The following is a 23,815-nucleotide window of genomic DNA, read 5'->3' as shown; positions in this document are numbered from 1 at the left end:
CTTTTTTGTTTTAAAACAAAAATTTCTATACTGTATATGAATAATTATATTAAAATTACCAAATTAAAAGTTGATAATAAATACTACTGTAAAGAGGTTATCATGGAAATTAGAACCACAGTTCAAAAAGTTTTATTAAAACCTCAAGTTTTAGATTTAACACCTAGTGATTTTTATCTTAAAGCTCAAGAATATGATTTGGAAACTCAAGAACTAGTTATTGTTTTAGGTGTGCTAATTAATAAGGAAAAACTAGATGGTGCAATTAAAACTTTAAATCTAACATGAGAAAATAATGACGAAAAAATAGTTACTTATTTTGCTATTTTTGCTTTTCTTTTTATTGGCGCGGAATATAATGATTTAAAATCAGTTAAAAGCAATATTCCTTATTTAGATAGTAAAGAATTACAAATCAAATTTGAAGAGGTATTAACAATTGTTATTAAATATTTACCACGTACACTTAATTTAACTAGTGTACTTGGCAACGATAATGATCGTGCTAATATGTACGCTGTTAATGCGATTTTAAATATTAAAAAAGGTATTGGCTACCATAACTTTCATATTATTTTATTTTCTGTTTATCAATCACTAGAATTAAAATTAAAACATTGTTTACGCAAATATATCCAAGTTGAAGCTTCGGCCAAAAAGAAAAAATTTAATTTTCACAACTTAGTACGCTTAATTAAACTTATTAGTACGACAAGAGTTGAAGATGAGAATATGAGTAATATTTTGCTAAATCTTCGTGAACGTTTACGTTACTTTGAACAAATTAATCCCGGTGGTCAAGCAGCACGTTATGAAGCTGATGATAATCATAGTTATTTTAGCAATTTAACATCAGATATTATTAATGAACAAGAGTTATTAACTAATTTTGTGCAAGGTCTAAGTTTACTACAAGAGTTATATTTAAAGCTAATTGAATTATATGATATTGAAGAACAGCATCAAGAACAAATAACACAAAAGAATATTAATGTTGAATTAGCAAAAGTATCAGGAATTAGTAAATCTGATGATCCACATAAAGTAAATGAAAAACTACGGAATGTTTTAGATAATCAAATATTTGGTAACTATCAAGAATTAATTAGTTTAAGTTATGATGATGTTGCCATCTTGGAATTTTTAATTAGAATTGGATTTATGCAATATGTTAACAATGCTATTGAACAACTTTTGTAAAAAAACTTTATTTTTATTATTTAATGTGATATAAACTGAAAATGTAAGTATAATAAAGAGATTGTGTATTGAGAAAGGAGTTTAAATGTTTTATGAATAGTTATGTTATTAATGAGTTAACAAATATTGTTAAAGATGCACTAGTTAATACTAAATATGAAATAGATGAAAATCTAATTGTCGTTGAAATTAATAAAAATAGCGCATTAAGTGACTATGCTATTCCCATTGCCATGGTGTTGGCTAAGAAGTATAAGCAAAGACCATTAGATATTGCTCAAACTTTGGTTAAACATATTCATCAAAAATATCCGTTAATTAAAAAAATTAATTTTGTTGCCCCTGGTTTTATTAATATTGATATTAATCCTGAAGTCTTTAGTGTTTTATTAATGAAAATTATTAAAGAAAAATTTGATTATGGTCGTATTGAAAAAAGAAATATTATTTTCAATGTTGAATTCATTAGTGCTAATCCCACAGGTTTATTACACTTAGGTCATGCCAGAAATGGTGCCATTGGTGATAGTTTATCTAATATTTTAGCATTACGTGGCTATGATGTTATTCGTGAATATTATATTAATGATGCAGGTAAACAAATCAGTGTATTAGCTAATTCAATTTATGTTAACTATCAAAATCTTTGTGGTGCTAGATTAGAGTTACCTGAAGAAAGTTATCGTGGTACTGAAATTCACGATGCAGCTATCGCTTTTAAAAAAGAACACGCTACCAAATATTATAAAGAACCTTTTGCAGAATCTACAAGTCTAATGTTTCAAAAGTTTGGTATTAAGTATATGTTAAACGAAATTAAAAAGGATTTAAAAAAATTCAATATTAAAATTGATAAATGGTTTTCTGAATTAACTTTATACCAAAATAATATTATTCCTAATTTAATTAAGAAACTAGAAGAACAAGGACATACCTATTTATTAGATGGTGGTCTATTCTTAAAAACCACACCTTTTGGTGATGATAAAGATCGTGTTATTGTTAAAAAAGATGGTAGTTATACTTACATGTTACCCGACTTAGTATATCACCATGTTAAGTATCAACGTAGTGATTTACTAATTAATGTCTGAGGTGCTGACCACTATGGTTATATTCCTCGTATTAAAGCAGGTTTAACAATGATGGGTCATAATGCTAACAACTTAGATATTTTATGTATGCAAATGGTAAAAGTTATTGACAATGGTAAAGAACAAAAAATGTCAAAGCGGGCTGGCACATCGATTACTTTACGTAATATGTTAGACATTATTGGAACTGATGCTTTACGATATTTCATGGTTTCGCGAAGTATTGAATCATCATTAGACATTGAACTAGAAGTTGCTAAAAAACAAACAACTGATAATCCAGTCTTCTATGCCCAATATGTTCATGCTCGTATTAATCAAATTATTAAAAATCAACCTAACTTTAAGGTCGTTAATGAAATTAATTTATTAACTAATCATAAAGAAAAAGAATTATTAATCACTCTAGATGAGTATTTATTAGTTTTACAAAGAATTGAAAACCAGCATCAACCCCATTTATTAACTAATTATATTCAAAAATTAGCAAAATTATTTCATTCGTACTATAATGAATACAAAGTTATTGTGCCAGATGAACCTTTAATAACAACACAAAGATTAACCTTAGTTTTAGCAATAAAACAAATTATGGCTAACGCTCTAAATTTAATTGGCGTAAAGGCACCAGAAAAAATGTAAAAAAATGTATTTTTTATAATTTATGATATACAATGTAGAAGGTGATTAGAACATGCAAAAAAAACCAACATTAGTTGAAGAAGCATATAGATTTTTATGCAAAAACAAAAAAGCTGATTTTAAAGAAATTTTAAAACACGTTAAAAAGCAATGTAATATTGCTAAAGAGGATGAAGAAAAAGTTGGTGGTGATTTATACACTGCCATGATTTTAGATACTAATTTTTTCTTAAAAAATGATAAAATTTGATACCCTCGTAGTGAAGTTTCATTAGAAGAAATCAAAGAACAAATGATAAGAATTGAACTGCCAACAAGTAAAGAAGATAGCAGTGATATGACTGTTGATTTAACATTAACGACAGACCTAACTAAAACATTATTAGATGATGACGAATTTGATGAATCAGAAGATGAAGATGATGCCATTGGTATAAAAATAGTCGAAGACAACTATGATGAGTAATATGAATTATATTACTCATATTAACATTTAGGAGAAAAATAACTATGAATTCAAAATATATATTTATTACTGGTGGTGTTGTTTCATCACTAGGAAAGGGTATTACTGCTGCTTCAATAGCAAGAATTTTAAAACAAAAAAATATTAAAATTTTCATGCAGAAATTTGATCCATATATCAATGTTGATCCAGGTACTATGAGTCCTTATCAACATGGTGAAGTGTATGTGACTGGTGATGGTGCTGAAACTGATCTTGACTTAGGTCATTATGAACGTTTTATTGATGAAAATCTGACTAAAGATTCTAACATTACTACTGGTAAGGTTTATCAGCGAGTTTTACAAAAAGAACGTGATGGATTTTATGAAGGGAAAACTGTGCAAGTGGTACCTCATATTACTGATGAAATTAAAAATCATATTTTTAAATCTGCTAGAAATAGTAAAGCCGATGTTATTATCACTGAAATTGGTGGAACCGTTGGTGATATTGAAGCATTAGCTTTCGTTGAAGCGATTAGACAAGTCCGAAATGAAAAAGGTCATGATAATGTTATTGTTATTCATACTACTTTAATTCCTTATTTACATGCGATTGGTGAATTTAAAACTAAACCAAGTCAACATTCAGTTAAGGAATTATTATCATTAGGAATTCAACCTGACATTTTAGTTTGTCGTAGTGAATTTATGCCCCCTGACCATATATTTGATAAGTTATCATTATTCTGTAATATTAAACGTGCTAATGTTTTGGCGATTCCTGATTGTGATAATATTTATAAAGTGCCATTATCATTAGCACAACAAAAAGCCGACGTTGTAATTTCTGAATTATTAAATTTAAATAATACTAAACCTGATATGAGAGAATGACAATTGGTAATTAAAAAATTAGAAACTATGAATCATGAAGTTACTGTTGGAATTATTGCCAAGTATGCTGAGTTAAGTGATGCTTATTTATCAGTAATTGAATCGTTAAAAATTGCTGGTTATAATCTTAGCACCAAAGTTAGTTATAAAATTATTAATGCTGAAACATTAGATAGTAAAAACTTAAAAGCAATTTTAAGTACCTTCCAAGCATTAGTAGTGCCTGGTGGTTTTGGAATTCGTGGTGTTGAAGGTAAAATTCTTGCCATTAATTACGCACGAATTAATAAAATTCCATTTTTAGGGTTATGTTTAGGAATGCAATTAGCATGTATTGAATATGCACGAAATGTATGTAATTTAAAAGACGCTCATTCTACTGAATTTAATGAACAAACGACAAATCCGATTTTTGACTTACTACGTGGTAAAACTAAAACTGACCAAATTGGTGGAACATTACGCTTAGGAAATTATCCAACCACATTAGTTGATGGTTCATTAGCAAAAACACTTTATAAACAAACAGTAGTTATTGAACGTCATCGTCATCGCTATGAATTCAATAATGAATATAAAACATTGTTTGCAGAAAAAGGTTTAATTTTTAGTGGAACATATGCAAAAGAAAATTTAGTAGAAGTAATTGAACTACCAACCAAAGTTCATCCTTATTTTATTGCTAGTCAATACCATCCTGAATTTACTTCACGAATTAACAAACCAAATCCTTTATTTTTGGGATTAATTAAAAATATTATTAATAAATAAAATATTAAATAAAGATTTTACACATAAAATTGTTATAATTTTTATGAAATACATATTCACAATAATTCAAGGAGGAAGAAAATGATAAAATTCGTTAGTGCAGCAAGCATGATTAACAAAGCCAAGACAGGTAGATATGCTGTTGCCCATTTCAATATTAATAACTTAGAATGAACAAAATCAATCTTAGAAATAGCGCAAGAAACTAATTCACCAGTAATTATTGGTGTTTCAGAAGGTGCTATGAAATACATGGGCGGATATAAAACTGTTCACGATATGGTATTTGCTTTATTAAATGATTTAAAAATTACTGTGCCTGTTGCATTACATTTAGACCACGGCCAATCAGTAGAATCATGTAAGAAAGCTTTGGATGCCGGATTTAGTTCTGTTATGTTTGATGGTTCACATTTAGAATTTAATGAAAACGTAAAAGGAACTAAAGAAGTAGTAGCATATGCTAAAAAAACTCATGCTTCAGTAGAAGCAGAAGCTGGAACTATTGGTGGCGAAGAAGATGGCGTTATTGGTAATGGTGAAATCGCTAGTGAAGAAGACTGTATGGCACTTGCTGATTTAGGTATTGATTTCTTGGCTGCTGGAATTGGAAATATTCATGGTAAATATCCTGCTAAATGAGATGGTTTAAAATTTGATGTGTTAGAAAAACTATCTGTTGCTTCGAAAAAACCAATGGTATTACATGGTGGTTCAGGAATTCCCAAAGATCAAGTGTTAAAAGCTATTAGTTTAGGAATTAGCAAAATTAATGTTAACACTGAGTTGCAAGAAGTTTTTGCTGACGCTATTGAAAAATATGTTACCTCTGGTAAGTTAAAAGAAGATAAAGGTTTTGACCCAAGAAAAATCTTTAAGCCAGGAATGGAAGCTATTAAAACTAAAGCCAAAGAATTACTAACCGAATTTGGTTCATTAGGGAAAGCATAATTATAAATAATTAGTAAAAAAGTTAGCTTTTATTCAAAGTTAACTTTTTTGTGTATAAAATAAGTGTTTTTTTAAAATGTGTATATAATTTAAAATAAGATAATACAAGGGGTGTAAGAAGATATGAAAAAAACTTTAAAATATTATCAGCAATTAGTTTGACAACACCATTGTCGGTTAGTGTTATAGCTTGTGGTCCTGATAATAATGTTAAGCCTTCATATTTGACTGATTTAGGTTTTAAGACTAATGAGGCATATTCCTTATCATCAACAACTGCTATTCTTAGTTCTGGTACTAATCAGAAAGCTTGATTTTTTGACAGTTCTAAACCAGTAGGTAGTCAGTTAACAGATTTAAATCATTTTATAAATACTTTTTATCGTCTTAGTGATAAAACAGGAATATTTTTATTAGATACTATGATAGGTTCTAATAGAAATGCTTGATTTTTTGATGTTACTAGTGGACAGCCAGTATTTACAGATTTAGGAATAAAAGTAGGTGCTGGAGGAATAAGAGGTGTTTATCGCCTTAGTGATACTAAAGCTATTATTCAAAATGGTCAAAGTAATGATGTATATTATTTTGATGCGCCTACTATTAATTTAGGAACTGCCTTAAGTAAAAAAATTACCAATTTTTATCGCATTAGTGAAACAACAGGTATTTTTATTGATGATACAACAGGTTCTGCCAGTAATTCTTTTTTCTTTGATGGTACTAATGCTGTAACAAATCCTTTTACTGATTTAAATAAACGAATTACTAGTGTTACAAGATTATCAGATACTAAGGCAATTGTTGATGATGCAACAAGTAGTTATTTATTTGATACTGTTGGTAATAATTTTACTGATTTAAAACAAGATATTAGGTTGTTTACTACTATGAGTGAAACAACAGGATTATATAGTAATGGTACAGCTTAGTTATTTATTTGATATTACTAGTGGACAGCCAGTAAATACTGATTTAAAGCAAGATTTAAATCTTCAAACAATTAAAATACTATCGCCAACAACTGCAATTGTTAATACTAATTCATTTAAAACATTATTTTTTAATGTTGTTAACATTACAACTACACCTTTTATACAATTAGATCAAGTATTAATAAATTTTTATCCTCTTTCAGAAACAACAGGTATTGGTATAGGATCAAATGATAAAACATATTATTTTGAGTACAAATAATTTACAATTCAGGTTAAATAATAAACTTATATCCATAGAAACTATTCTATGGATATAAGTTTATGTTTTTAAATATCTCAAACATGGAAGTTTGACTTGCTATCAATTACTTGATAAATTTGCTTGTCACTTAAAACATCAACAATTATTTCAGCCTTGATAGCAACTTTAGTATCACGCATATGACCACCAATTACTTTAAAATCATCATCACCAATGGTACTATGACAATGGATAATAGGTGTCATATTTTCTTTATCTCAACTAATAGTACCTGTTCCTGAAAGTAATTCTCATTGGTTTTTAAATGTTTTTCATACATACTCACTATTTTTAGGTGGTACATATCCTAAAGTAATATCAGTAACAGAACCAATCATTTGAAATTGAGCCATTCCAATCTTTTCACTATTAGCAAATTGACTTAATATCTCAATAATCATTTCATCTTTTTCAATAATTAAGGCATATTTATTACCTAACATTTTTTTAATTTTCATATTTATTACCTCACTGTAGAAATTGTCTTTATTGTAACACACACGTTAAGAATAGAAAATTTATTTTTTTATAATCCTTTAAATGATAATTATTTAAATAAATAAAAAATGTATTATCTTTGGTAATTTGTTAGTATAATAAAATTAAGTTTTATTATAAAATTAAGGAAGTGATAACGTTGAAAACAAAAACGTTAGTAGTTGCTCTTGGTAATGACCATACTGCTTATGAATTTAAACTACCAATTATTGAATATTTAACAACAGCGGGTTATGAAGTATTAGATCTTGGTACTAATAGTTGTGAACCAGTGGATTATCCTGATTTTGGACAAGCCGTGGGACAAGCGCTTGCTAATAAAAAAGCTGATTTTGGTATTGTTATTTGTGGTACAGGTATTGGTATTAGTATTGCTACTAATCGAATTCGTGGCATTAGATGTGCACTATGTTATGAAGAAGAAACAGTGAGAATGGCACGATTACACAATGATGCTAATGTCTTAGCGATGGGTGCGCGAATTATTGCTAGTCATAAAGCTGTAGAATTAGTAAAAGTGTTTTTAACAACTAAAACTAGTGACCAAGCAAGACATAAATCACGAATTAAAAAATTAAATTAAGATAAGGAAGTAATTGTAAATGGATAAATCTTTTAAGAAGGGTCTTGACCCAGAAATCAAAAAAGTTATTGAACAAGAATTAAATCGTCAACAACATCATGTGGAGTTAATTGCTTCAGAAAACTACGTATCACCAGCAGTTTTAGATATTTCCGGAACTGTTTTAACTAATAAATATGCCGAAGGCTATCCTAATGCTCGTTATTATAATGGTTGTGAATTTGTTGATAAAGTTGAAACCTTAGCTATTGAACGTTTTAAAAAATTATTTGATTGTCAACACAAACCAGGAGCATGTAAGAAAGGTAACTTTCATGCTAATGTGCAACCCCATGCTGGTAGCCAAGCCAATGCCGAAGCTTATGCTGCTATTTTAAAGCCAGGAGATGTTATTTTGGGGATGGAACTTGACGCTGGAGGACACTTAACACATGGTTATAAAATTAATTTCTCAGGTAAAACTTATCATGGTGTTGGCTATGGTGTCAATAAAGATGAATTACTAGATTATGATGAAATCTTAAAAATTGCTAAAGCATGTAAACCACAAGTTATTGTCGCTGGCGCTAGTGCTTATTCTCGCGCCATTGATTGATCTAAATTTCGTAAAATTGCTGATGAAGTTGGTGCGTACTTAATGGTTGATATGGCACACATTGCTGGTTTAATTGCTGCAGGATTACATCAAAATCCTATTTGTTATGCTGATATTACTACAACAACAACTCATAAAACATTGCGTGGACCACGTGGTGGTGCTATTCTTTGTACAGAAGCTTTAAAAAAGAAAGTTGATAGTGCTGTCTTTCCTGGTAATCAAGGTGGACCATTAGAACATATTATTGCTGCTAAAGCACAAGCATTCTATGAAGCATTACAACATGAATTTAAGATTTATCAACAACAAGTAATAAAGAATGCCCAAGCTTTAGCAAAAACATTTAATGAAGCTGGTTTCCATGTTGTTGCTGGTGGTACAGATAATCATTTATTAACTATTAATGTTACTACTATTAATGGCTTAAATGGTGCAGTTGCTGTTAATATTTTAGAAAAAATCAATATTGTTGCTAATAAAAATAGTGTGCCGTTTGATAAATTACCACCAATCACTACGAGTGGTGTTCGTTTTGGTAGTCCTGCTATGACAACGAGAGGGTTTAAAGAAAAAGATTTTATTGAATTGGCGAATATTATTATTAAGGCATGAAAATTACCAAAAGGAATTGAGGATAATGGTTTCCATGATTTACGAAAAAAAGTAGATAATTTATTAAAAAAATTCCCAATTTATGAAGGTATGAAATTACCAGAATAAAATAATACCTAAACTAAACATAAGTTTTTACCCATTACTTTAGTACGAAGTAAATGGGTTTTTATTTTTAAAAGGAGAAATTAAACATGCCAAAAAAAGATACTAACAATTTGTTTAAAAAAATAATTGATAGCAGTATTAATAAACCTGAAGTTTTTGAACAAAGCCAGTGAGATTCATGAATGAACCAAACTGAAACAAAAAAAGATAATTGATATAAATCCGTTAAAGAGAAATTTGAACAAAACATTAAAAATTGAGTAAAAATAAAAAAGATTTCCGAAGAGTTCTCATTATTTTTAAATGAATTATTTGATAAAAATAAGAATATTGAAAAAGATTTAAATTTGGAACGCATTAGAATTGAAAAAATAAGAAATTTACTTGCAAAATCTGGTCATTTAAATAAAATAGTATACTTGCAATAAAAACAGTACATGATAATTATGAAGATGAACATCCACCTCAATACTTTGATGTTGAACCAGTAGATGATTTTATTTTAACAAATCAAGGTGATTATGAATTTGAAGAATTACTGGAAGAAGTAGATGGGTTGGAAATAAAATTGTCATCAATAGAGTTTCCAGAATCTGATTGTGAGAGTATATCAAAATCATCTAAGACTACTAGTTTATAGTAAACTTGGTATAGAACCGAGTTGTAATACTTTTAATTCACCAACCATAATATCTAGATTTTAATCATCATAAAATTAATTTAAAATACCTAATGAACATATTTTTAAATTATAAGTAGTAAAAAAGAGTTCGTAGAACTCTTTTTTCATATATACCAATAATATCTTAACGCTTTGAAAATTGGGGTGCTTTACGAGCAGCTTTTAAACCATATTTTTTGCGCTCTTTTTTACGTGCATCACGAGTTAATAACCCGAATTGACGTAATAATACTCTATAATCTTCTGATACTTTCACTAAAGCATTTGATAATGCTAAACGTGCAGCACCAGATTGACCAGTTCTTCCTCCACCTTCAACTTTAATGTTGATTTCAAAACTTTCTAAAGTGTTAGTTACTTTTAAAGGTAATAACATATCTTGAACTAGGATTTCTTGCTCTAGATACTTTATTGGTTCTAAACCGTTAATTAAAATCTTTGTTTGACCACTGTTTTTTAAATGCACACGTGCAGTTGACGTTTTACGCCCACCTGAACTTGAATAAGTTACGGGTTTGTTAGATGTTGTCATAAAAGTCTACTCCTCTTGGCCTAGTGTTAAAACTTCAGGGTTTTGGGCTTGGTGTTGGTGTTGGTCATGATTATAAACATGAAGATGTGTAAATTGCTTACGACCTAAAGTAGTGCTTGGAAGCATGCCTTTAATAGCTATTTCTACTAATTCAGAAGCATTTTTAGCAATCATACTTTGGGCATTACGTGTACGTAATCCGCCAGGAAATTGTGAGTGATTGTAATACTTCTTGTCTTGTAGTTTATTACCAGTTAATTTAATTTTGTTAGCGTTAATAATAATAATATAATCTCCACAATCAAGATGAGGTGTGAATGAAGGTTTATTTTTACCACGCAATATCATTGCAACTTTAGTTGCAAGACGTCCTAAAACTAAACCGTTGGCATCAATAACATATCATTTTTTTTCATTGTTCTTGAAATTCATTGTTGTTTGACGCATATTTTTCTCCTTACAGTGTAATTTTACCGGGACTACATTGCTTAAAGCATTAATAATTATATATAATATTAAAAACAAAAACAAGATTAATTGTCAATTTTAATACAAATATTTTTTAAATTAGTTGGTATATAATAACATTAAGTAAATTGTATCGTAAAATCAACAATATTTTACATTTTTAATTTAAGAAGGTGTGTTTTTTTAATTAATATTATCATTTTTCAATTAATTTTATTAGTTGATTTCCAATGAAATTATGTCCTCATTTAGTTGAATGAACAGCATCAAAGAAAAAATAATTATCAATATTATCAGGATTAACACCAGGATTATATTTTGGACTAAAAGTACCATCTTTTAAAAGTCCTTTAAAATCAATAGTTACTGCATTATCAGTGATATTGTGGTTAGGATTTTGTTTAAAAGTACTTATTGCTTGATTCATACCATTAAATAAACTATAAGTTTTAATAGGATTATTATACTTTTCATTTAAGCTATTAATCATTACTGTTCATTTATCATTAAACATGTTAACCAATTCTTTAACTCTTGAACTTTTAGCTATATGTTTATTAAACATAGGGATTGTACTAACATCTGGTAAATTAGCAACTAAAATATGATTTTCCCCCTTAGTGATTAATTTTTCTAGTGCTGTTTTTTCATTAAAAATAGCATCATTAATAATAATATCTTGTTCACGATTGAAAACTTTTGTCATTGCATAAATAATATCATTACCACCAATTTCTAAAAAGATTTTATCATTCTTTTGTACTGTATGTTGGTCTAATAAAGCATCAACTTGGGCATTAATATCAAATTTATTAATAAATATTCCTTCGACATCAACACGAATACTAGATTGCGCCCCGCCAACGGCGTAGTTATTGCCTACTTGTTGATGTGTTTTAAGATTTAAATCATTAAATTTTCAACCAGGTGTTAATTTAACTCCTAATTTATCTGCTACAATTTGCATAGCAACGCGACCATTTGAAAATGAATTATTGTAAAATGGAGGTTCTAATTTTACTTCTTTAATGTTGGGAAATAATAAACTGCTTGCTTGAAAAAATTGTGTTCCAGCCCCACCAGCTAAGGCTCCTGTATCTGATAGACTATCTCCTAAAACATAAAGATTAGTGTTGGTAGTTGTTTTATTATTAATAGTGTTAGTAATGATTGGTGTTAATGATGTACTCACTAACACTGTTGTAATAAGTCCTAAAAGGGATTTCATACTTTTTCATCTCATTTCTATCTTCTTGGTAAATATCTAAAAAGTAATACTTACTAATTTATTATATTACATTAATTTAATATTAAAAGTGTTATTTTATATTATATAATTATACTAGTAAAAGAAAATAGAATAATTTTCAAAGGAAAGCGAGAAAGTTATATGGCACTTATTTCATGAGCATTTATTTATTTAAGCCCTGGTTTCAATGAGCAAAATAATAGTTTTAAAACTAAAGTTGGACCATGTCAATTTCAAGTTATTGCTTTAGATGTTAATGAAAAAGCACTAGCAATTGATATTGCTAAACGTTTACTATCAGAAGGGGTACAAACCATTGAGTTATGTGGTGGCTTTGGACCACAGTGGGTTACTAAGATTAGTGAGGCTATTGAGTATAAAATCCCAGTTGGTGGGGTTATGTATGGACCTGAGTTTCGTAAATCTTTATATGAATTAATGAATTTTAAAAAGTAAATTATATTAGGGTAGGGTGACTTAAGATAAATAACTAGGGAGTTTTTTAGTGAAAAAGTTATTTAATAGTTCTCAATTTCAAGTACGATTGTTTTTTGGTGTATCTAATCATTGGTCAAATGCTTCAGCAAAAAAATCATCCTTTTTTTATCTCAGTTCTCGATGTTTTTAAGTCAGTAAGAACGTCCATAATTACTACGAACCAATTAAAGTGGCATTAATTTCAACTTTATTTTTTAAAAGTAATGTAGCAGTTTTTTTCTCCTTTTTGTGTAACTAGATGTAGGGCTGTGAAACCTTTACTAGTATTGGCGTTAATGTCAGCTTTATTTTTTAAAAGTAGTTCAACAATGTTTGCACGTCCTTCTTGTGCAGTTAGGTGTAAAAGAAATTGTTTTTCATATTCACTAAGTACTAAATTATTGTATAGAGTTATAAGTATTGAAAATAGTTCATTGTTATTACTTTGAATGCATACTAGCAAGAGTTCTTCATTAGAACTAATAGGTTGATTTTGGTTTTCACAATATTTTTTTAATTTTTTGAAAGATAAAATATGAGATAGTATTTGTTTTGATGTTTCTTCATTTTTTATTTGATTAAATATTTCGTTCAGTTTCGTAATTTTAAATTCTGTCTTATATATTCACTTTCTATTATCTTTATAAAAATCATTAAAACTTTTTTTTGAATAAATTTTCTTCATTAATGAAACGTGTTTATCAGTATCTGGCATATATTTCAACTCCTTATAATATTCATAGTAAAATTTTACGGTTATTAGTTAAAATTTACTTTTTTTAATAAATAATTTAATTAGAATAATTTTAAATACTGAATTTTTTTACGATGATTATATTTAAAAAAATTCACTTAAGTTAATTTCATAAATCCTAATTAAAAGTATTTCTTTTAATTAAAATGTAAATAATCACTATTATAATTAGTTTGTAAAAATAATACAAATGAGTAATTCATATTTTCAGTAACTATTATAACATCAAATTTAAGTTTTTTAACATAAGAAATAACGGAATTATAAACTTAGAGTGGATATCATCGTTAAGACTAAACACTAATTAAACTAAAAAATATATTCATAATAAATTCCTATAAAACAAACGTTTTTAACTGCTTGTTTTTCTTATTTACTGTTTAATAATTTAATTTAGTTAAAATAATGGTATATAGTAAACAATCTATTACTGAAGGAATGATAACATGTTTAAACTCGTAGCTCCATATCAACCAACTGGTGACCAACCAACTGCTATTAAAGAATTAGTAGCTGGTATTAACCAAAAAATTAAACATCAAGTCTTATTAGGCGCCACAGGAACAGGTAAAACTTTTACGATGGCTAATGTAATTGTCCAAGTTCAAAAGCCAACATTAATTTTAGTTCACAATAAAACTTTAGCTATGCAACTATATGGAGAATTAAAAACTTTTTTTCCTGAAAATCGTGTTGAATATTTTGTTTCATATTTCGATTTTTATCAACCCGAAGCCTACTTACCAAAAACTGATACTTATATTGATAAGAATTCTAAACAAAACCAAGAAATTGAAATGTTACGACTAAGTGCTTTAAATGGACTTTCTATTAGTAAAGATGTCATTGTTGTCGCATCAGTTGCTGCTATTTATGGTGAACAAGAACCAGCAGAATATAAAAACAATTTTTTTGAATTACGCAAAGGCCAAGCAATTAATCGGAAAGATTTACTTTTAAAATTAATCAAAAATGGTTATGTTCGTAATGATACTACTTTAGACCCAGGAAGTTTTAGTGTGAAAGGTGATGTGATTAAATTAGCACCATCCTGAAATGACCAATACTATTTGCGTATTAGTTTATTTGGTGATGAAATTGAAGAAATTGCCCGCATTGATACCTTAGGTGCTAATGTTTTAGAACGTTTTCCTTTTGTGACAATCTTCCCTGCCCAAAACTATATTACTAGTAAAAATCGTGTTGATAAAGCAATTGTTAAAATAAGTGAAGAATTAAAAATAACATTAGCGCAATTGAAAGCCGATAATATGTTAGTAGAAGCCCAACGTTTAGAACAACGCACTAATCATGATTTAGAAGCATTAACTGAGTTTGGGATTTGTAGTGGCATTGAAAACTATTCTCGTCATCTCGAAGGACGATTAGCTGGGACACCACCTTTTACGTTAATTGATTTTTTTCCTGATGATTTTTTAACGATTATTGATGAATCACATATGACTATTCCCCAAGTGCGTGGAATGTATAATACTGATCGAAGTAGAAAAGAAACATTAGTTAAATATGGTTTTCGTTTACCTAGTGCCATGGATAACAGACCACTGAATTTTAATGAATTTTCTAATAAATTAAAACAAATCATTTATACATCAGCAACGCCATCTGATTATGAATTAGAATTAATTAAAGATGCACAACCACCATTTAATGTGCCTGTTCAACAAGTTATTCGCCCCACAGGATTATTAGACCCAACTGTTGAAGTTAAGCCAACAGTTAATCAGATTAATGATATTATTACGCAAATCGGAGAACGAATTAAAAATAACGAACGTGTTTTCATTACGACATTAACTATTAGAATGGCCGAAGAGTTAACTAACTTTTTACAAGAAAAGAAAATTAAAGTGGCATACATTCATAATGAATTAAAAACTCTAGAGCGAACGAAAGTTTTATTAGATTTACGAAAAGGAGTCTTTGATGTAATTGTCGGAATTAATTTATTACGAGAAGGTTTGGATGTACCTGAAGTTTCATTAATTTGTATTCTTGATGCTGATAAAAGTGGTTTCTTACGTAATACTAAATCTTTAATTCAAACCATCGGAAGAGCTGCACGAAATGTTAATGGTCATGTTATATTATACGGTGATATTATTACTGATGCTATGACACAAGCGATGAATGAAACTAAAAGAAGACGCGAGATTCAAATTGCTTATAATGAAAAACATAATATTATTCCCATTACTGTAAAAAAACCGTTAAGTGAAATTGTGAGTACCAGAGAATTAGATAATGATTTAAAACTATTAAATGCTAGTAAGGAGAAAGCTAAAATTACTGCTAAAGCCAAAATTATTGCTGATTTACGTGTGGAAATGTTACAAGCAGCTAAGGATTTGGAATTTGAAAAAGCAGCAACATTGCGTGATTTAATCTTGAGTATTGAAAGTGAAAAATAAATGATAGGAGAAAGTGCTTATGAAAAAATATGGATATTTTAAAAGTAAGACTGGAATGATTGAAATCATTATTGAAAATGAACAATTAACTAACCTTAGCTTTGTTGATAAATCACAATTTATTAATAGTAAAGATGATATAGTAATTGCTAACTGTTTACAACAATTAGCAATGTATTTTGATAAAAAAAACTAAATTTTCAGTACCGATGGGATTGAAAGAGACACCGTTTCAAGAATTAGTGTGAAGTAAAGCTTGTGCTATTCCTTATGGTACTACTTTAACTTATGAACAATTGGCTATTAATATTGGTCATCCTAAAGCAGTACGTGCTGTAGGGACAGCATTGGGTAAGAATCCGATTGCAATTATTGTACCTTGTCATCGGGTGGTTAGTAAAAATAAAAATATTATTAATTATCGTTATGGTAGTGATATTAAGATGTTTTTGTTAAAACATGAGCAATTATAGTTTATTAGTACTAGTTGATGGTGCATCTTGATTTGATGATGTTTCATGAGTAGAACATATGCTTTGTAAATCTGATATTTGTTCTGTGTTATTTTTCATGGTTTCTTCATGCGATGGTGATGGTTCTTTTGGTATTAAAGTATCTGAATTTAAATTATTCATGCTTGTGCTTTTTCGTTTATTAAGTAATGGAGGAATGAGGTAATTTTGATTTGTTATTTGACATGGTGGTTTACTGTCATTTGTAGTTGATACAAGAGCTTGTTTAAACTGTTTTGTATTAGTAGTCACAAGATCTAAAAAATCAGTATTTTTTGAAATTTCATATTCTTGTTCTTTTATAATTTGTTCTATTAATTTTTTATATATTTTTATGTTTGAGGTGTCATTGTCATCAGTTTCAATAGTTGTTTTAGTAACAGAATCTGGTTTTCTAGTAAGAATAATATGTTGTTTTTTGTAAGATCCAATATTAAAATTAAATTTCAATGCTCCTCCTGAAGGTAAGACAAGTTCTTTATTATTAAGTTTGATTTCAAGAATATTTGGATCATTTTTTCAAAGTTCAATTGCTTCTTGAAATTCACTTTTAGGATTACTAGTAATTTTTTCAAAGATTCCTTTAATAATACTTGCTAATGTATTTGGAGCACTGCTGTTTGATGGTACATCATATTCAGGATAAACTGCAGCAAGGGCATTATAAGTTTGTTCAAAAATTGTTTGATAAACTTTAGGAATTTTAATAGTATTACATTCTCCAATAAAGTTATTGTGTTCACTAAGTATTTTTTTAAGTTTATCCATATTTTCTTTACATTTTTCAAACATTAAAAAAATGTTTTTTATATTTCCGTTTAGATTATTATCCGTGGTATTCTCTTTAAGAATAATAATCTTTTCTTCGGTTTTTTTAATTCAATCTTCACGAATTAAATCATTATATTTACTAATGTAGTTAGAAAGTTTTGTTTTTAGTTTAATTAATTTTCCAATTTGTTTTCTATATCTTTAATTTTCATGAATTTAGCTAAGAAGAAAGTTCTATTAATAGTTTCTATAGCTTTATTTTCGTCAAGATAATCACTTGCTAATTTTGTTATCTTAATATGTAAAATAATATTAGCTTTTAATATTCTTATAAAATCATCACTTTTAATGATATTTTTGCTAATTTTTTTACTATCTTTTTTTTGTGCATAAATACCATATATATTCATTAAAATGGTATTGATTGTATAATCTTTAATATAATCAATAATGTTATAAAGATTAATTTCAGGTTCATTTGGTGAAGAAGGTATTTTCTTTGTTATTAAATTTGTTAAAAGTTTGTGTGTTTCTGCAATTTCTATTTTTAAATCTCTTGGCATAAATAGAGTCTCCTTTTTTGTTTTTTTTTGACATAAAAAACCTAATTATAGCAAAATGTTATAATTAGGACTTAAAGTCTAAAATTAATTTTTAGTACTACTATTATAGTAATACTAAACTTATTATAAATAAAATTATAAAAAATAACAACTTAAAATATTAATTTAATACTATAAATGTTTTATTATCACTATTAACATCATTTTTCTAGGTTAATAATTATTGGTAAAATATTACGTATATAGTATAATTAAACAAGAAAATGAAAGTAAATGGAGGAACAAATGAATAATAATCAAAAATATATTACTGTTAAAGGGGCACGTGAACATAATTTAAAAAATATTGATATTAAAATCCCCAAAAATAAACTAGTAGTAATTACTGGAGTTTCAGGTAGTGGTAAATCATCACTAGCATTTAACACGATTTATGCTGAAGGTAGAAGACGTTATGTTGAATCATTATCAGCATATGCCCGTCAATTTTTAGGTAATAGTGAAAAACCTGATGTTGATGCCATTGAAGGTTTAGCACCTGCTATTTCGATTGACCAAAAAACAACAAGTAACAATCCGCGAAGTACAGTCGGAACAGTAACTGAGATTTATGATTATGTGCGTTTATTATATGCACGAGTAGGAACACCATATTGTAATAAAGGTCATGGTCCGATTAGCAGTCAAACCTTAAAAGAAATGGTTAACAAAGTTAGAACCTTACAAGATAATACTAGTATTGAAATTTTATCACCAGTAGTTGTGGCAAAAAAAGGTAGTCATCAAGAGTTATTAGTTAAATTAAAAAAAGAAAATTTTTTACGTGTTAAAATTAATGGTAAAATCTATAGTTTAGATGAAGAAATTGATTTAAACAAATCATTACGTCATGATATTGACATCGTTATTGATCGCGTTAGATTCATTAATAATAATAATATGATCTCTCGCATTCATGATGGTTTAGAAGTTGCTCTAAATCATAGTGGTGGTTTAGCTAAAATTATTCTAACTGATAATAATGAATCATGATTATTCTCACAAAAATATGCGTGTAAAGTTTGTGGATTTGCTATTCCTGCTTTAGAACCACGTTTGTTTTCTTTCAATGCCCCTAGTGGTGCCTGTTTTGAATGTAAAGGATTGGGAATAAAATTAGAAGTTGATGAAGATTTACTAATGCCTGATACTAAACTTTCCATTAATAATGGTGGAATTGAATACTATAAAAATGTGGTTGATACTAGTAATTTAGAATGACAACGTTTGAAAGTGCTTTGTCATCATTATTTAATTGATTTAAATCAGCCATTAAAAAACTTAACGAAAGAACAAATTAATTATATTATGCGTGGTAGTGATGAAATTATTAGTTACAGTTTAGTTTCAGCCAACGGTCGTAAATATCCTAATCATGATTATATTGAGGGAATAAGCACCTTAATTGAACGCCGATATTTAGAAACAACTAGTGATTTTGCTCGTGAGTACTATCGTAAATACATGAGTGAACGTACCTGCTTAACATGTAAAGGAACAAGACTAAACGAATTTGCTTTAGCAGTTAAACTTACTAATGAAAAAAATCAAAAAGTAAATATTAGTGAATATACTAACTTAGATATTGAAGAAAGTTTAACATTTATTTTACAATTAAAACTAACAAACAACCAACAAGAAATTGCGAAACTAATTTTAACAGAAATTATTAATCGCTTAAATTTTTTAACTAATGTCGGATTAGGTTACTTAAATTTATCACGAATGGCACAAACCTTATCAGGTGGTGAATCACAACGTATTAGATTAGCTACGCAAATTGGTTCACAATTAACAGGAGTTCTATATGTTTTAGATGAACCTTCGATTGGTTTACACCAACGTGATAATGCTAAACTTATTGAAACGTTAAAAAAAATGCGTGATTTAGATAATAGCCTACTAGTAGTAGAACATGATGAAGATACAATGTGAACAGCAGATTGGTTAATTGATGTTGGACCCATGGCTGGAATTTATGGCGGTGAAATCATCGCTGAAGGGACACCCCAACAAGTAGCAGATAATTCTCAATCAATTACTGGTCAATATCTAAACGGCAGTAAGTATATTCCCTTGCCAAAAACACGAAGAAGCGGTAATGGTAAAGCCATTGAAATTCAAGAAGCACAAACTAATAACTTGAAAAAAATTAATGTTAAATTTCCATTAGGTAAGTTTATTTGTGTAACTGGAGTTTCAGGTAGTGGTAAATCAACTTTAGTCAATGATGTTTTATTAGCCAGAATTCAAAAGAATTTAGGCATTAAAGGTGAACGACCAGGATTATGCAAAACTATAAAAGGTATGGAATTTATTGATAAAATTGTTCCTATTTCCCAAGAACCAATTGGTAGAACGCCAAGAAGTAATCCAGCTACGTACACTTCAGTATTTGATGATATTCGTGATTTGTTTACCCAAACTCCTGAAGCAAAAATCCGTGGTTATTCGAAAGGACGTTTTTCATTTAACGTATCAGGTGGCAGATGTGAACGTTGTTCTGGTGATGGTGTCATTAAAATTTCTATGCATTTTTTACCTGATGTTTATGTTACATGTGAGATTTGTGAAGGACAACGTTACAATAGTGAAACTTTACAAGTAAAATATAAAGGTAAAAATATTTTTGATGTGTTGGCATTACCAGTTGATTTGGCATTAAATTTCTTTGCTAATCATCCGAAAATTAGTAAAAAATTAAAAATGATGCAAGAAGTTGGATTAGGTTATATTACCTTAGGACAACCAGCCACGGAATTATCAGGTGGTGAAGCCCAACGAGTAAAACTGGCCAAAGAATTACAAAAACGAGCAACAGGTAAGACTATGTATATTCTTGATGAACCAACAACGGGATTACACGTGCATGATATTAAACATTTAATTGAAGTGTTAAATAAAATTGTTAATCATGGTGATACTGTGGTCGTTATTGAACATAACTTAGATGTAATTAAAGTTGCTGACTATATTATTGATTTAGGACCTGAAGGTGGTAAATATGGTGGTGAAGTAATTGCAACAGGGACACCTGAGCAAGTTGTAGCAGTTGAAAAATCTTATACTGGTCAATATTTAAAGAAAGTAATAACTCGTGATTTAAAACGAAAATAGAGTGTACTTCAACACGTAGTAAACAAGAGTAAAAAATTTCAAAATATCTTTATAGGCTGTATAGTTAGCTATGTAGTTTTTCTTTATAACACTTAAAATTTTATTTATTCCAAAAATAAGCATATTAAGAAGTCTATTAAAAAAATTATGTAGAATATAACTGGATTAAGTATCATAAATATTAGGGGAGTGTTTTATATGCCAATTGTTACAGTCAAATGCTATTTATCGTCATGTGAAAAAGAGCAAACATTTGATTCTTTGTATTGTGATAAATTTCTATATTGCAGTGGAGAATGCTATCAAAAATCATTTGATAACACAATAACAAAGTATGAACAAAAATAAACATATGAAGTAGTAGTGTTATACCTATTTAATTTTAATTAAGTAACTTCATTGTTGACAAACAATAAATAAAAACTGTTGTATGATTCTTTCATAAATTAAATATAAGTTTTTAAACCAATGCTTTAATTTAAAAAGTAAATGGTTTTTTTAAGTTACTAAATTGTAAAAAGGAGTGTATTATGAGTAATGAAAACATTGCTTCAGATAAATTTATGAATTATATAGAAAATTTAGTTAAAGAAAGATTAAGAAAAAAGTTAGACAGGAATATTGATTTTGCTCTTTTTGATGAAATTAAAAAAGAATATAAAGAATTAGACAACAAAATTAAAAAAAATAATCAATGAGTTGTCAACAATGCACCCTCCTCTATTTCTGATGAATTTATGAACAATAGAGAAGATTTTTTTAAAAAGTTAGTAGAAAAATTAATTAGCCTTAAATCACAAAAAAACAAATTAGATAATAGAATTATTAAAATGGTTAGTAACTTAAAATTATTTGAAAAAAGTTTATTTAGAAAAATTTTTGAATGAATAAAATCAATATTTAAAAGATGTTTTAGCAAGAAAACAAATAATAACTTAAATAAAAAACAACTACATACAGAAAACGAGTGTAAGATTTTAAAACCTGAACTTAATATAGAACAAATCAATTAACCAATACTCTCCTTATATTAGCGAAATATCTAACAAACACTCTCAAATGAAAATATAATGTGAATTATAATAAATTTCTTGAAAATAGGCATATGAAAAAATTTTTGTAGAAGTCATGTAAAATGGTATAATTAATTCTATCTTTTAAAAAAGGAGTTGCTACTTTGGAAAAAAGAGTATACTTTTTAAAGTTTAATAAAAAAATTCTTAAAATGGACTTAATAAGTTTTGGTTCTGGTTTAATTGGTATAATTTTAGGAATCCTAAGTATTTTGGCGCTTCAACCTTTTTGAAATAGTGATAAAGCATCACTTTGACTCACTGTTATCGCAATTTTATTTGACATTACCAGTTTTATTTTTGCTTTTCTGCCTTTTTTCTTAATGTACCGTTTAATTAGAATAAAAAAGACTTTAATCAAACAAAATATAGTATTGTATCGAAAAGACCAAATAAGTATTTCGCTTGATTTTATAAGTTTTTTCTTAGGTTTTATCGGTACAGCTTGTGAAATTATTAGTATTATTGTTCTTTTACCTGAATTTAATAATACAGTTTTTTCATATCAAATTACGATTGCTGCTGTTATTTTAGATGTTATTAGTTGTATTACCTGTTTAATAACAATATTAATTACTATTAATATTATTAAAGATTATCAAAAAAGAGGAAATTCCATTATTTAATAAATTTTATTAATATTTCATTATTTGTTAAAACATCTTTTAAAATATATGAGTCTCAATGGCCTGGATAAACTTGATATTCTTTATTAAGTTTAGTTAATTCAAGTAATGACTTTTTAAAATACTCATCATCACAATAAGGAATGCCATGATAACCAATTTTATCTTTAAAATAGTATACCCAATAAAGACAGCATTTAACTCTTTAATTAAAATATACTGACTACCAGGGGTGTGACCAGGAATATGCTGACATAAAAAGTCATACCCAATTAACTTAAGAGCAGTACTGCCAATAATAGGAATCAAATTAATGTTAGTTTTAGTTGCTTCACTAATTTGTTCATGGTCAACTAACATTTTGTAATATGGATGATGATAAATAAAGTTTTCATCTCATTGATTAATATAGACAGTTAATTGAGGATATTGACTAATTAAAGTATTTAAACCAATAATATGGTCCCAATGACCATGAGTAATAATAACAGCTTTTAATTGTAATTTTTCATTTACTAAATAGCTAATAATTTCTTTAATATTAAGTGATGCATCAATTAATACACATTCTTGTTTATTAATAATTAAATATGATTTTTGATTGTTAATCATAGGGTTGATAAATTCTTTTATCATTAAATAATTTCCTTTCAATAGTAATTGTTTATATATGAAATTGTAACATATTAGTTTGAAAATTATTTGTTTGTCTCATAAATTTACTCATATATGAGAATAAATGGTTAAGTCTAAGATTGTGTGTAAATTTAAAAAAGTAATAAAAAATGAGCCATATACCCCTCCTTATCAAATATAATTAGTTTGAAAATAAAAACTAGATAGGATGAGAAATATATGACTCCATTAAATTTTACAATAG

26 protein-coding genes are annotated in these 23,815 nt (G+C 27.9%); 18 read left to right on the top strand and 8 right to left on the bottom strand.

Annotated features, from left to right (window positions below; genetic code table 4):
• Nucleotides 1-102 precede the first annotated feature (102 nt).
• The 7 genes from RDJ14_RS03320 to RDJ14_RS03290 all read left to right on the top strand — a co-directional run bounded on the left by RDJ14_RS03320 (nt 103) and on the right by RDJ14_RS03290 (nt 7,199).
• Entirely contained in the window at nt 103-1,200 is a 1,098-nt protein-coding gene (locus RDJ14_RS03320; protein ID WP_308149956.1) for a hypothetical protein, read from the top strand.
• Between the two features lie 92 nt (nt 1,201-1,292).
• A complete protein-coding gene (argS, locus tag RDJ14_RS03315; RefSeq protein ID WP_308149955.1) occupies nt 1,293-2,936 on the top strand; it encodes an arginine--tRNA ligase in 1,644 nt (547 codons plus the stop codon).
• Between the two features lie 52 nt (nt 2,937-2,988).
• On the top strand, nt 2,989-3,402 hold the full coding sequence (locus RDJ14_RS03310; protein WP_308149954.1) for a hypothetical protein: 414 nt from the start codon (nt 2,989-2,991) through the stop codon (nt 3,400-3,402).
• Nucleotides 3,403-3,446: 44 nt separating this feature from the next.
• Nucleotides 3,447-5,051: a CTP synthase gene (locus RDJ14_RS03305; RefSeq protein ID WP_308149953.1), complete on the top strand. Its 1,605-nt coding sequence runs from the start codon at nt 3,447-3,449 to the stop codon at nt 5,049-5,051.
• An 81-nt stretch (nt 5,052-5,132) separates the two neighbouring features.
• Complete coding sequence (gene fba, locus RDJ14_RS03300) at nt 5,133-6,002, top strand: class II fructose-1,6-bisphosphate aldolase (protein WP_308149952.1); 870 nt, start codon at nt 5,133-5,135, stop codon at nt 6,000-6,002.
• A gap of 158 nt (nt 6,003-6,160) precedes the next feature.
• Nucleotides 6,161-6,934, top strand: a complete 774-nt coding sequence (locus RDJ14_RS03295) for a hypothetical protein (protein WP_308149951.1) — start codon at nt 6,161-6,163, stop codon at nt 6,932-6,934.
• Nucleotides 6,921-7,199 (top strand): hypothetical protein, encoded by a 279-nt coding sequence (locus RDJ14_RS03290; protein WP_308149950.1) that lies wholly within the window; start codon nt 6,921-6,923, stop codon nt 7,197-7,199. Before RDJ14_RS03295 ends, RDJ14_RS03290 begins: the two co-directional genes overlap by 14 nt.
• Before the next feature lie 68 nt (nt 7,200-7,267).
• Here RDJ14_RS03290 and RDJ14_RS03285 read toward each other — a convergent pair whose 3' ends face one another.
• Nucleotides 7,268-7,699: a DNA-binding protein gene (locus RDJ14_RS03285; RefSeq protein ID WP_308149949.1), complete on the bottom strand. Its 432-nt coding sequence runs from the start codon at nt 7,697-7,699 to the stop codon at nt 7,268-7,270.
• Between the two features lie 194 nt (nt 7,700-7,893).
• On the opposite strand from RDJ14_RS03285, the gene rpiB reads away from it, so the two are divergent.
• From rpiB to RDJ14_RS03270, 3 genes are all read left to right on the top strand, one after another.
• Nucleotides 7,894-8,322: a ribose 5-phosphate isomerase B gene (rpiB, locus tag RDJ14_RS03280; protein ID WP_374047464.1), complete on the top strand. Its 429-nt coding sequence runs from the start codon at nt 7,894-7,896 to the stop codon at nt 8,320-8,322.
• A gap of 19 nt (nt 8,323-8,341) precedes the next feature.
• On the top strand, nt 8,342-9,640 hold the full coding sequence (gene glyA / locus RDJ14_RS03275; RefSeq protein ID WP_308149947.1) for a serine hydroxymethyltransferase: 1,299 nt from the start codon (nt 8,342-8,344) through the stop codon (nt 9,638-9,640).
• An 86-nt stretch (nt 9,641-9,726) separates the two neighbouring features.
• A complete protein-coding gene (locus tag RDJ14_RS03270; protein ID WP_308149946.1) occupies nt 9,727-10,068 on the top strand; it encodes a hypothetical protein in 342 nt (113 codons plus the stop codon).
• 378 nt (nt 10,069-10,446) lie between these two features.
• On the opposite strand, the gene rpsI is transcribed toward RDJ14_RS03270, so the two are convergent.
• The 3 genes from rpsI to RDJ14_RS03255 form a co-directional block, all read right to left on the bottom strand.
• Entirely contained in the window at nt 10,447-10,854 is a 408-nt protein-coding gene (gene rpsI, locus RDJ14_RS03265; RefSeq protein WP_308149945.1) for a 30S ribosomal protein S9, read from the bottom strand.
• 6 nt (nt 10,855-10,860) lie between these two features.
• The gene (gene rplM / locus RDJ14_RS03260; RefSeq protein ID WP_308149944.1) at nt 10,861-11,301 is read right to left on the bottom strand and encodes a 50S ribosomal protein L13; all 441 of its coding nucleotides are present in this window, start codon (nt 11,299-11,301) and stop codon (nt 10,861-10,863) included.
• A gap of 214 nt (nt 11,302-11,515) precedes the next feature.
• The gene (locus tag RDJ14_RS03255; protein ID WP_308149943.1) at nt 11,516-12,550 is read right to left on the bottom strand and encodes an SGNH/GDSL hydrolase family protein; all 1,035 of its coding nucleotides are present in this window, start codon (nt 12,548-12,550) and stop codon (nt 11,516-11,518) included.
• A gap of 162 nt (nt 12,551-12,712) precedes the next feature.
• Here RDJ14_RS03255 and RDJ14_RS03250 point away from each other — a divergent pair, with 162 nt between their 5' ends.
• A complete protein-coding gene (locus RDJ14_RS03250; RefSeq protein WP_308149942.1) occupies nt 12,713-13,027 on the top strand; it encodes a DUF6506 family protein in 315 nt (104 codons plus the stop codon).
• Between the two features lie 229 nt (nt 13,028-13,256).
• On the opposite strand, the gene RDJ14_RS03245 is transcribed toward RDJ14_RS03250, so the two are convergent.
• Nucleotides 13,257-13,763, bottom strand: coding sequence for an ankyrin repeat domain-containing protein (locus RDJ14_RS03245; RefSeq protein ID WP_308149941.1), 507 nt, complete (start codon nt 13,761-13,763; stop codon nt 13,257-13,259).
• A gap of 485 nt (nt 13,764-14,248) precedes the next feature.
• On the opposite strand from RDJ14_RS03245, the gene uvrB reads away from it, so the two are divergent.
• The 3 genes from uvrB to RDJ14_RS03230 are packed head-to-tail and all read left to right on the top strand — an operon-like array spanning nt 14,249 to nt 16,707.
• Nucleotides 14,249-16,234 carry an excinuclease ABC subunit UvrB gene (uvrB, locus tag RDJ14_RS03240; RefSeq protein ID WP_308149940.1) on the top strand — a complete coding sequence of 662 codons (1,986 nt, stop codon included), beginning with the start codon at nt 14,249-14,251 and terminating at the stop codon, nt 16,232-16,234.
• Between the two features lie 19 nt (nt 16,235-16,253).
• Entirely contained in the window at nt 16,254-16,430 is a 177-nt protein-coding gene (locus RDJ14_RS03235; protein ID WP_308149939.1) for a hypothetical protein, read from the top strand.
• The gene (locus tag RDJ14_RS03230; RefSeq protein ID WP_308149938.1) at nt 16,414-16,707 is read left to right on the top strand and encodes a methylated-DNA--[protein]-cysteine S-methyltransferase; all 294 of its coding nucleotides are present in this window, start codon (nt 16,414-16,416) and stop codon (nt 16,705-16,707) included. The genes RDJ14_RS03235 and RDJ14_RS03230 overlap by 17 nt, the downstream gene beginning before the upstream one ends.
• Here the strand turns inward: RDJ14_RS03230 and RDJ14_RS03225 are convergent.
• Together RDJ14_RS03225 and RDJ14_RS03220 are read right to left on the bottom strand one after the other, a co-directional pair.
• Complete coding sequence (locus tag RDJ14_RS03225) at nt 16,702-17,514, bottom strand: hypothetical protein (protein ID WP_308149937.1); 813 nt, start codon at nt 17,512-17,514, stop codon at nt 16,702-16,704. The two genes, RDJ14_RS03230 and RDJ14_RS03225, sit on opposite strands and share 6 nt — an antisense overlap.
• A 176-nt stretch (nt 17,515-17,690) precedes the next feature.
• Nucleotides 17,691-18,080 (bottom strand): hypothetical protein, encoded by a 390-nt coding sequence (locus RDJ14_RS03220; RefSeq protein ID WP_308149936.1) that lies wholly within the window; start codon nt 18,078-18,080, stop codon nt 17,691-17,693.
• A gap of 285 nt (nt 18,081-18,365) precedes the next feature.
• On the opposite strand from RDJ14_RS03220, the gene uvrA reads away from it, so the two are divergent.
• The 4 genes from uvrA to RDJ14_RS03200 all read left to right on the top strand — a co-directional run bounded on the left by uvrA (nt 18,366) and on the right by RDJ14_RS03200 (nt 22,935).
• The gene (gene uvrA, locus RDJ14_RS03215; protein ID WP_308149935.1) at nt 18,366-21,236 is read left to right on the top strand and encodes an excinuclease ABC subunit UvrA; all 2,871 of its coding nucleotides are present in this window, start codon (nt 18,366-18,368) and stop codon (nt 21,234-21,236) included.
• A 198-nt stretch (nt 21,237-21,434) separates the two neighbouring features.
• Nucleotides 21,435-21,584: a hypothetical protein gene (locus RDJ14_RS03210; protein ID WP_308149934.1), complete on the top strand. Its 150-nt coding sequence runs from the start codon at nt 21,435-21,437 to the stop codon at nt 21,582-21,584.
• A gap of 182 nt (nt 21,585-21,766) precedes the next feature.
• The gene (locus RDJ14_RS03205) at nt 21,767-22,249 is read left to right on the top strand and encodes a hypothetical protein (RefSeq protein WP_308149933.1); all 483 of its coding nucleotides are present in this window, start codon (nt 21,767-21,769) and stop codon (nt 22,247-22,249) included.
• Between the two features lie 164 nt (nt 22,250-22,413).
• On the top strand, nt 22,414-22,935 hold the full coding sequence (locus RDJ14_RS03200; protein ID WP_308149932.1) for a hypothetical protein: 522 nt from the start codon (nt 22,414-22,416) through the stop codon (nt 22,933-22,935).
• 96 nt (nt 22,936-23,031) lie between these two features.
• Here RDJ14_RS03200 and RDJ14_RS03195 read toward each other — a convergent pair whose 3' ends face one another.
• Nucleotides 23,032-23,571: an MBL fold metallo-hydrolase gene (locus RDJ14_RS03195; RefSeq protein ID WP_308149931.1), complete on the bottom strand. Its 540-nt coding sequence runs from the start codon at nt 23,569-23,571 to the stop codon at nt 23,032-23,034.
• Between the last annotated feature and the right edge of the window lie 244 nt (nt 23,572-23,815).

Origin of the sequence: Spiroplasma sp. AdecLV25b (genome assembly GCF_030913225.1) — a bacterium.
Classification (GTDB): Bacteria; Bacillota_I; Bacilli_A; order Mycoplasmatales; family VBWQ01; genus Spiroplasma_E.
Note: the sequence above shows the minus strand (reverse complement) of the source record. Positions and strands in the feature narration are given on the sequence as shown.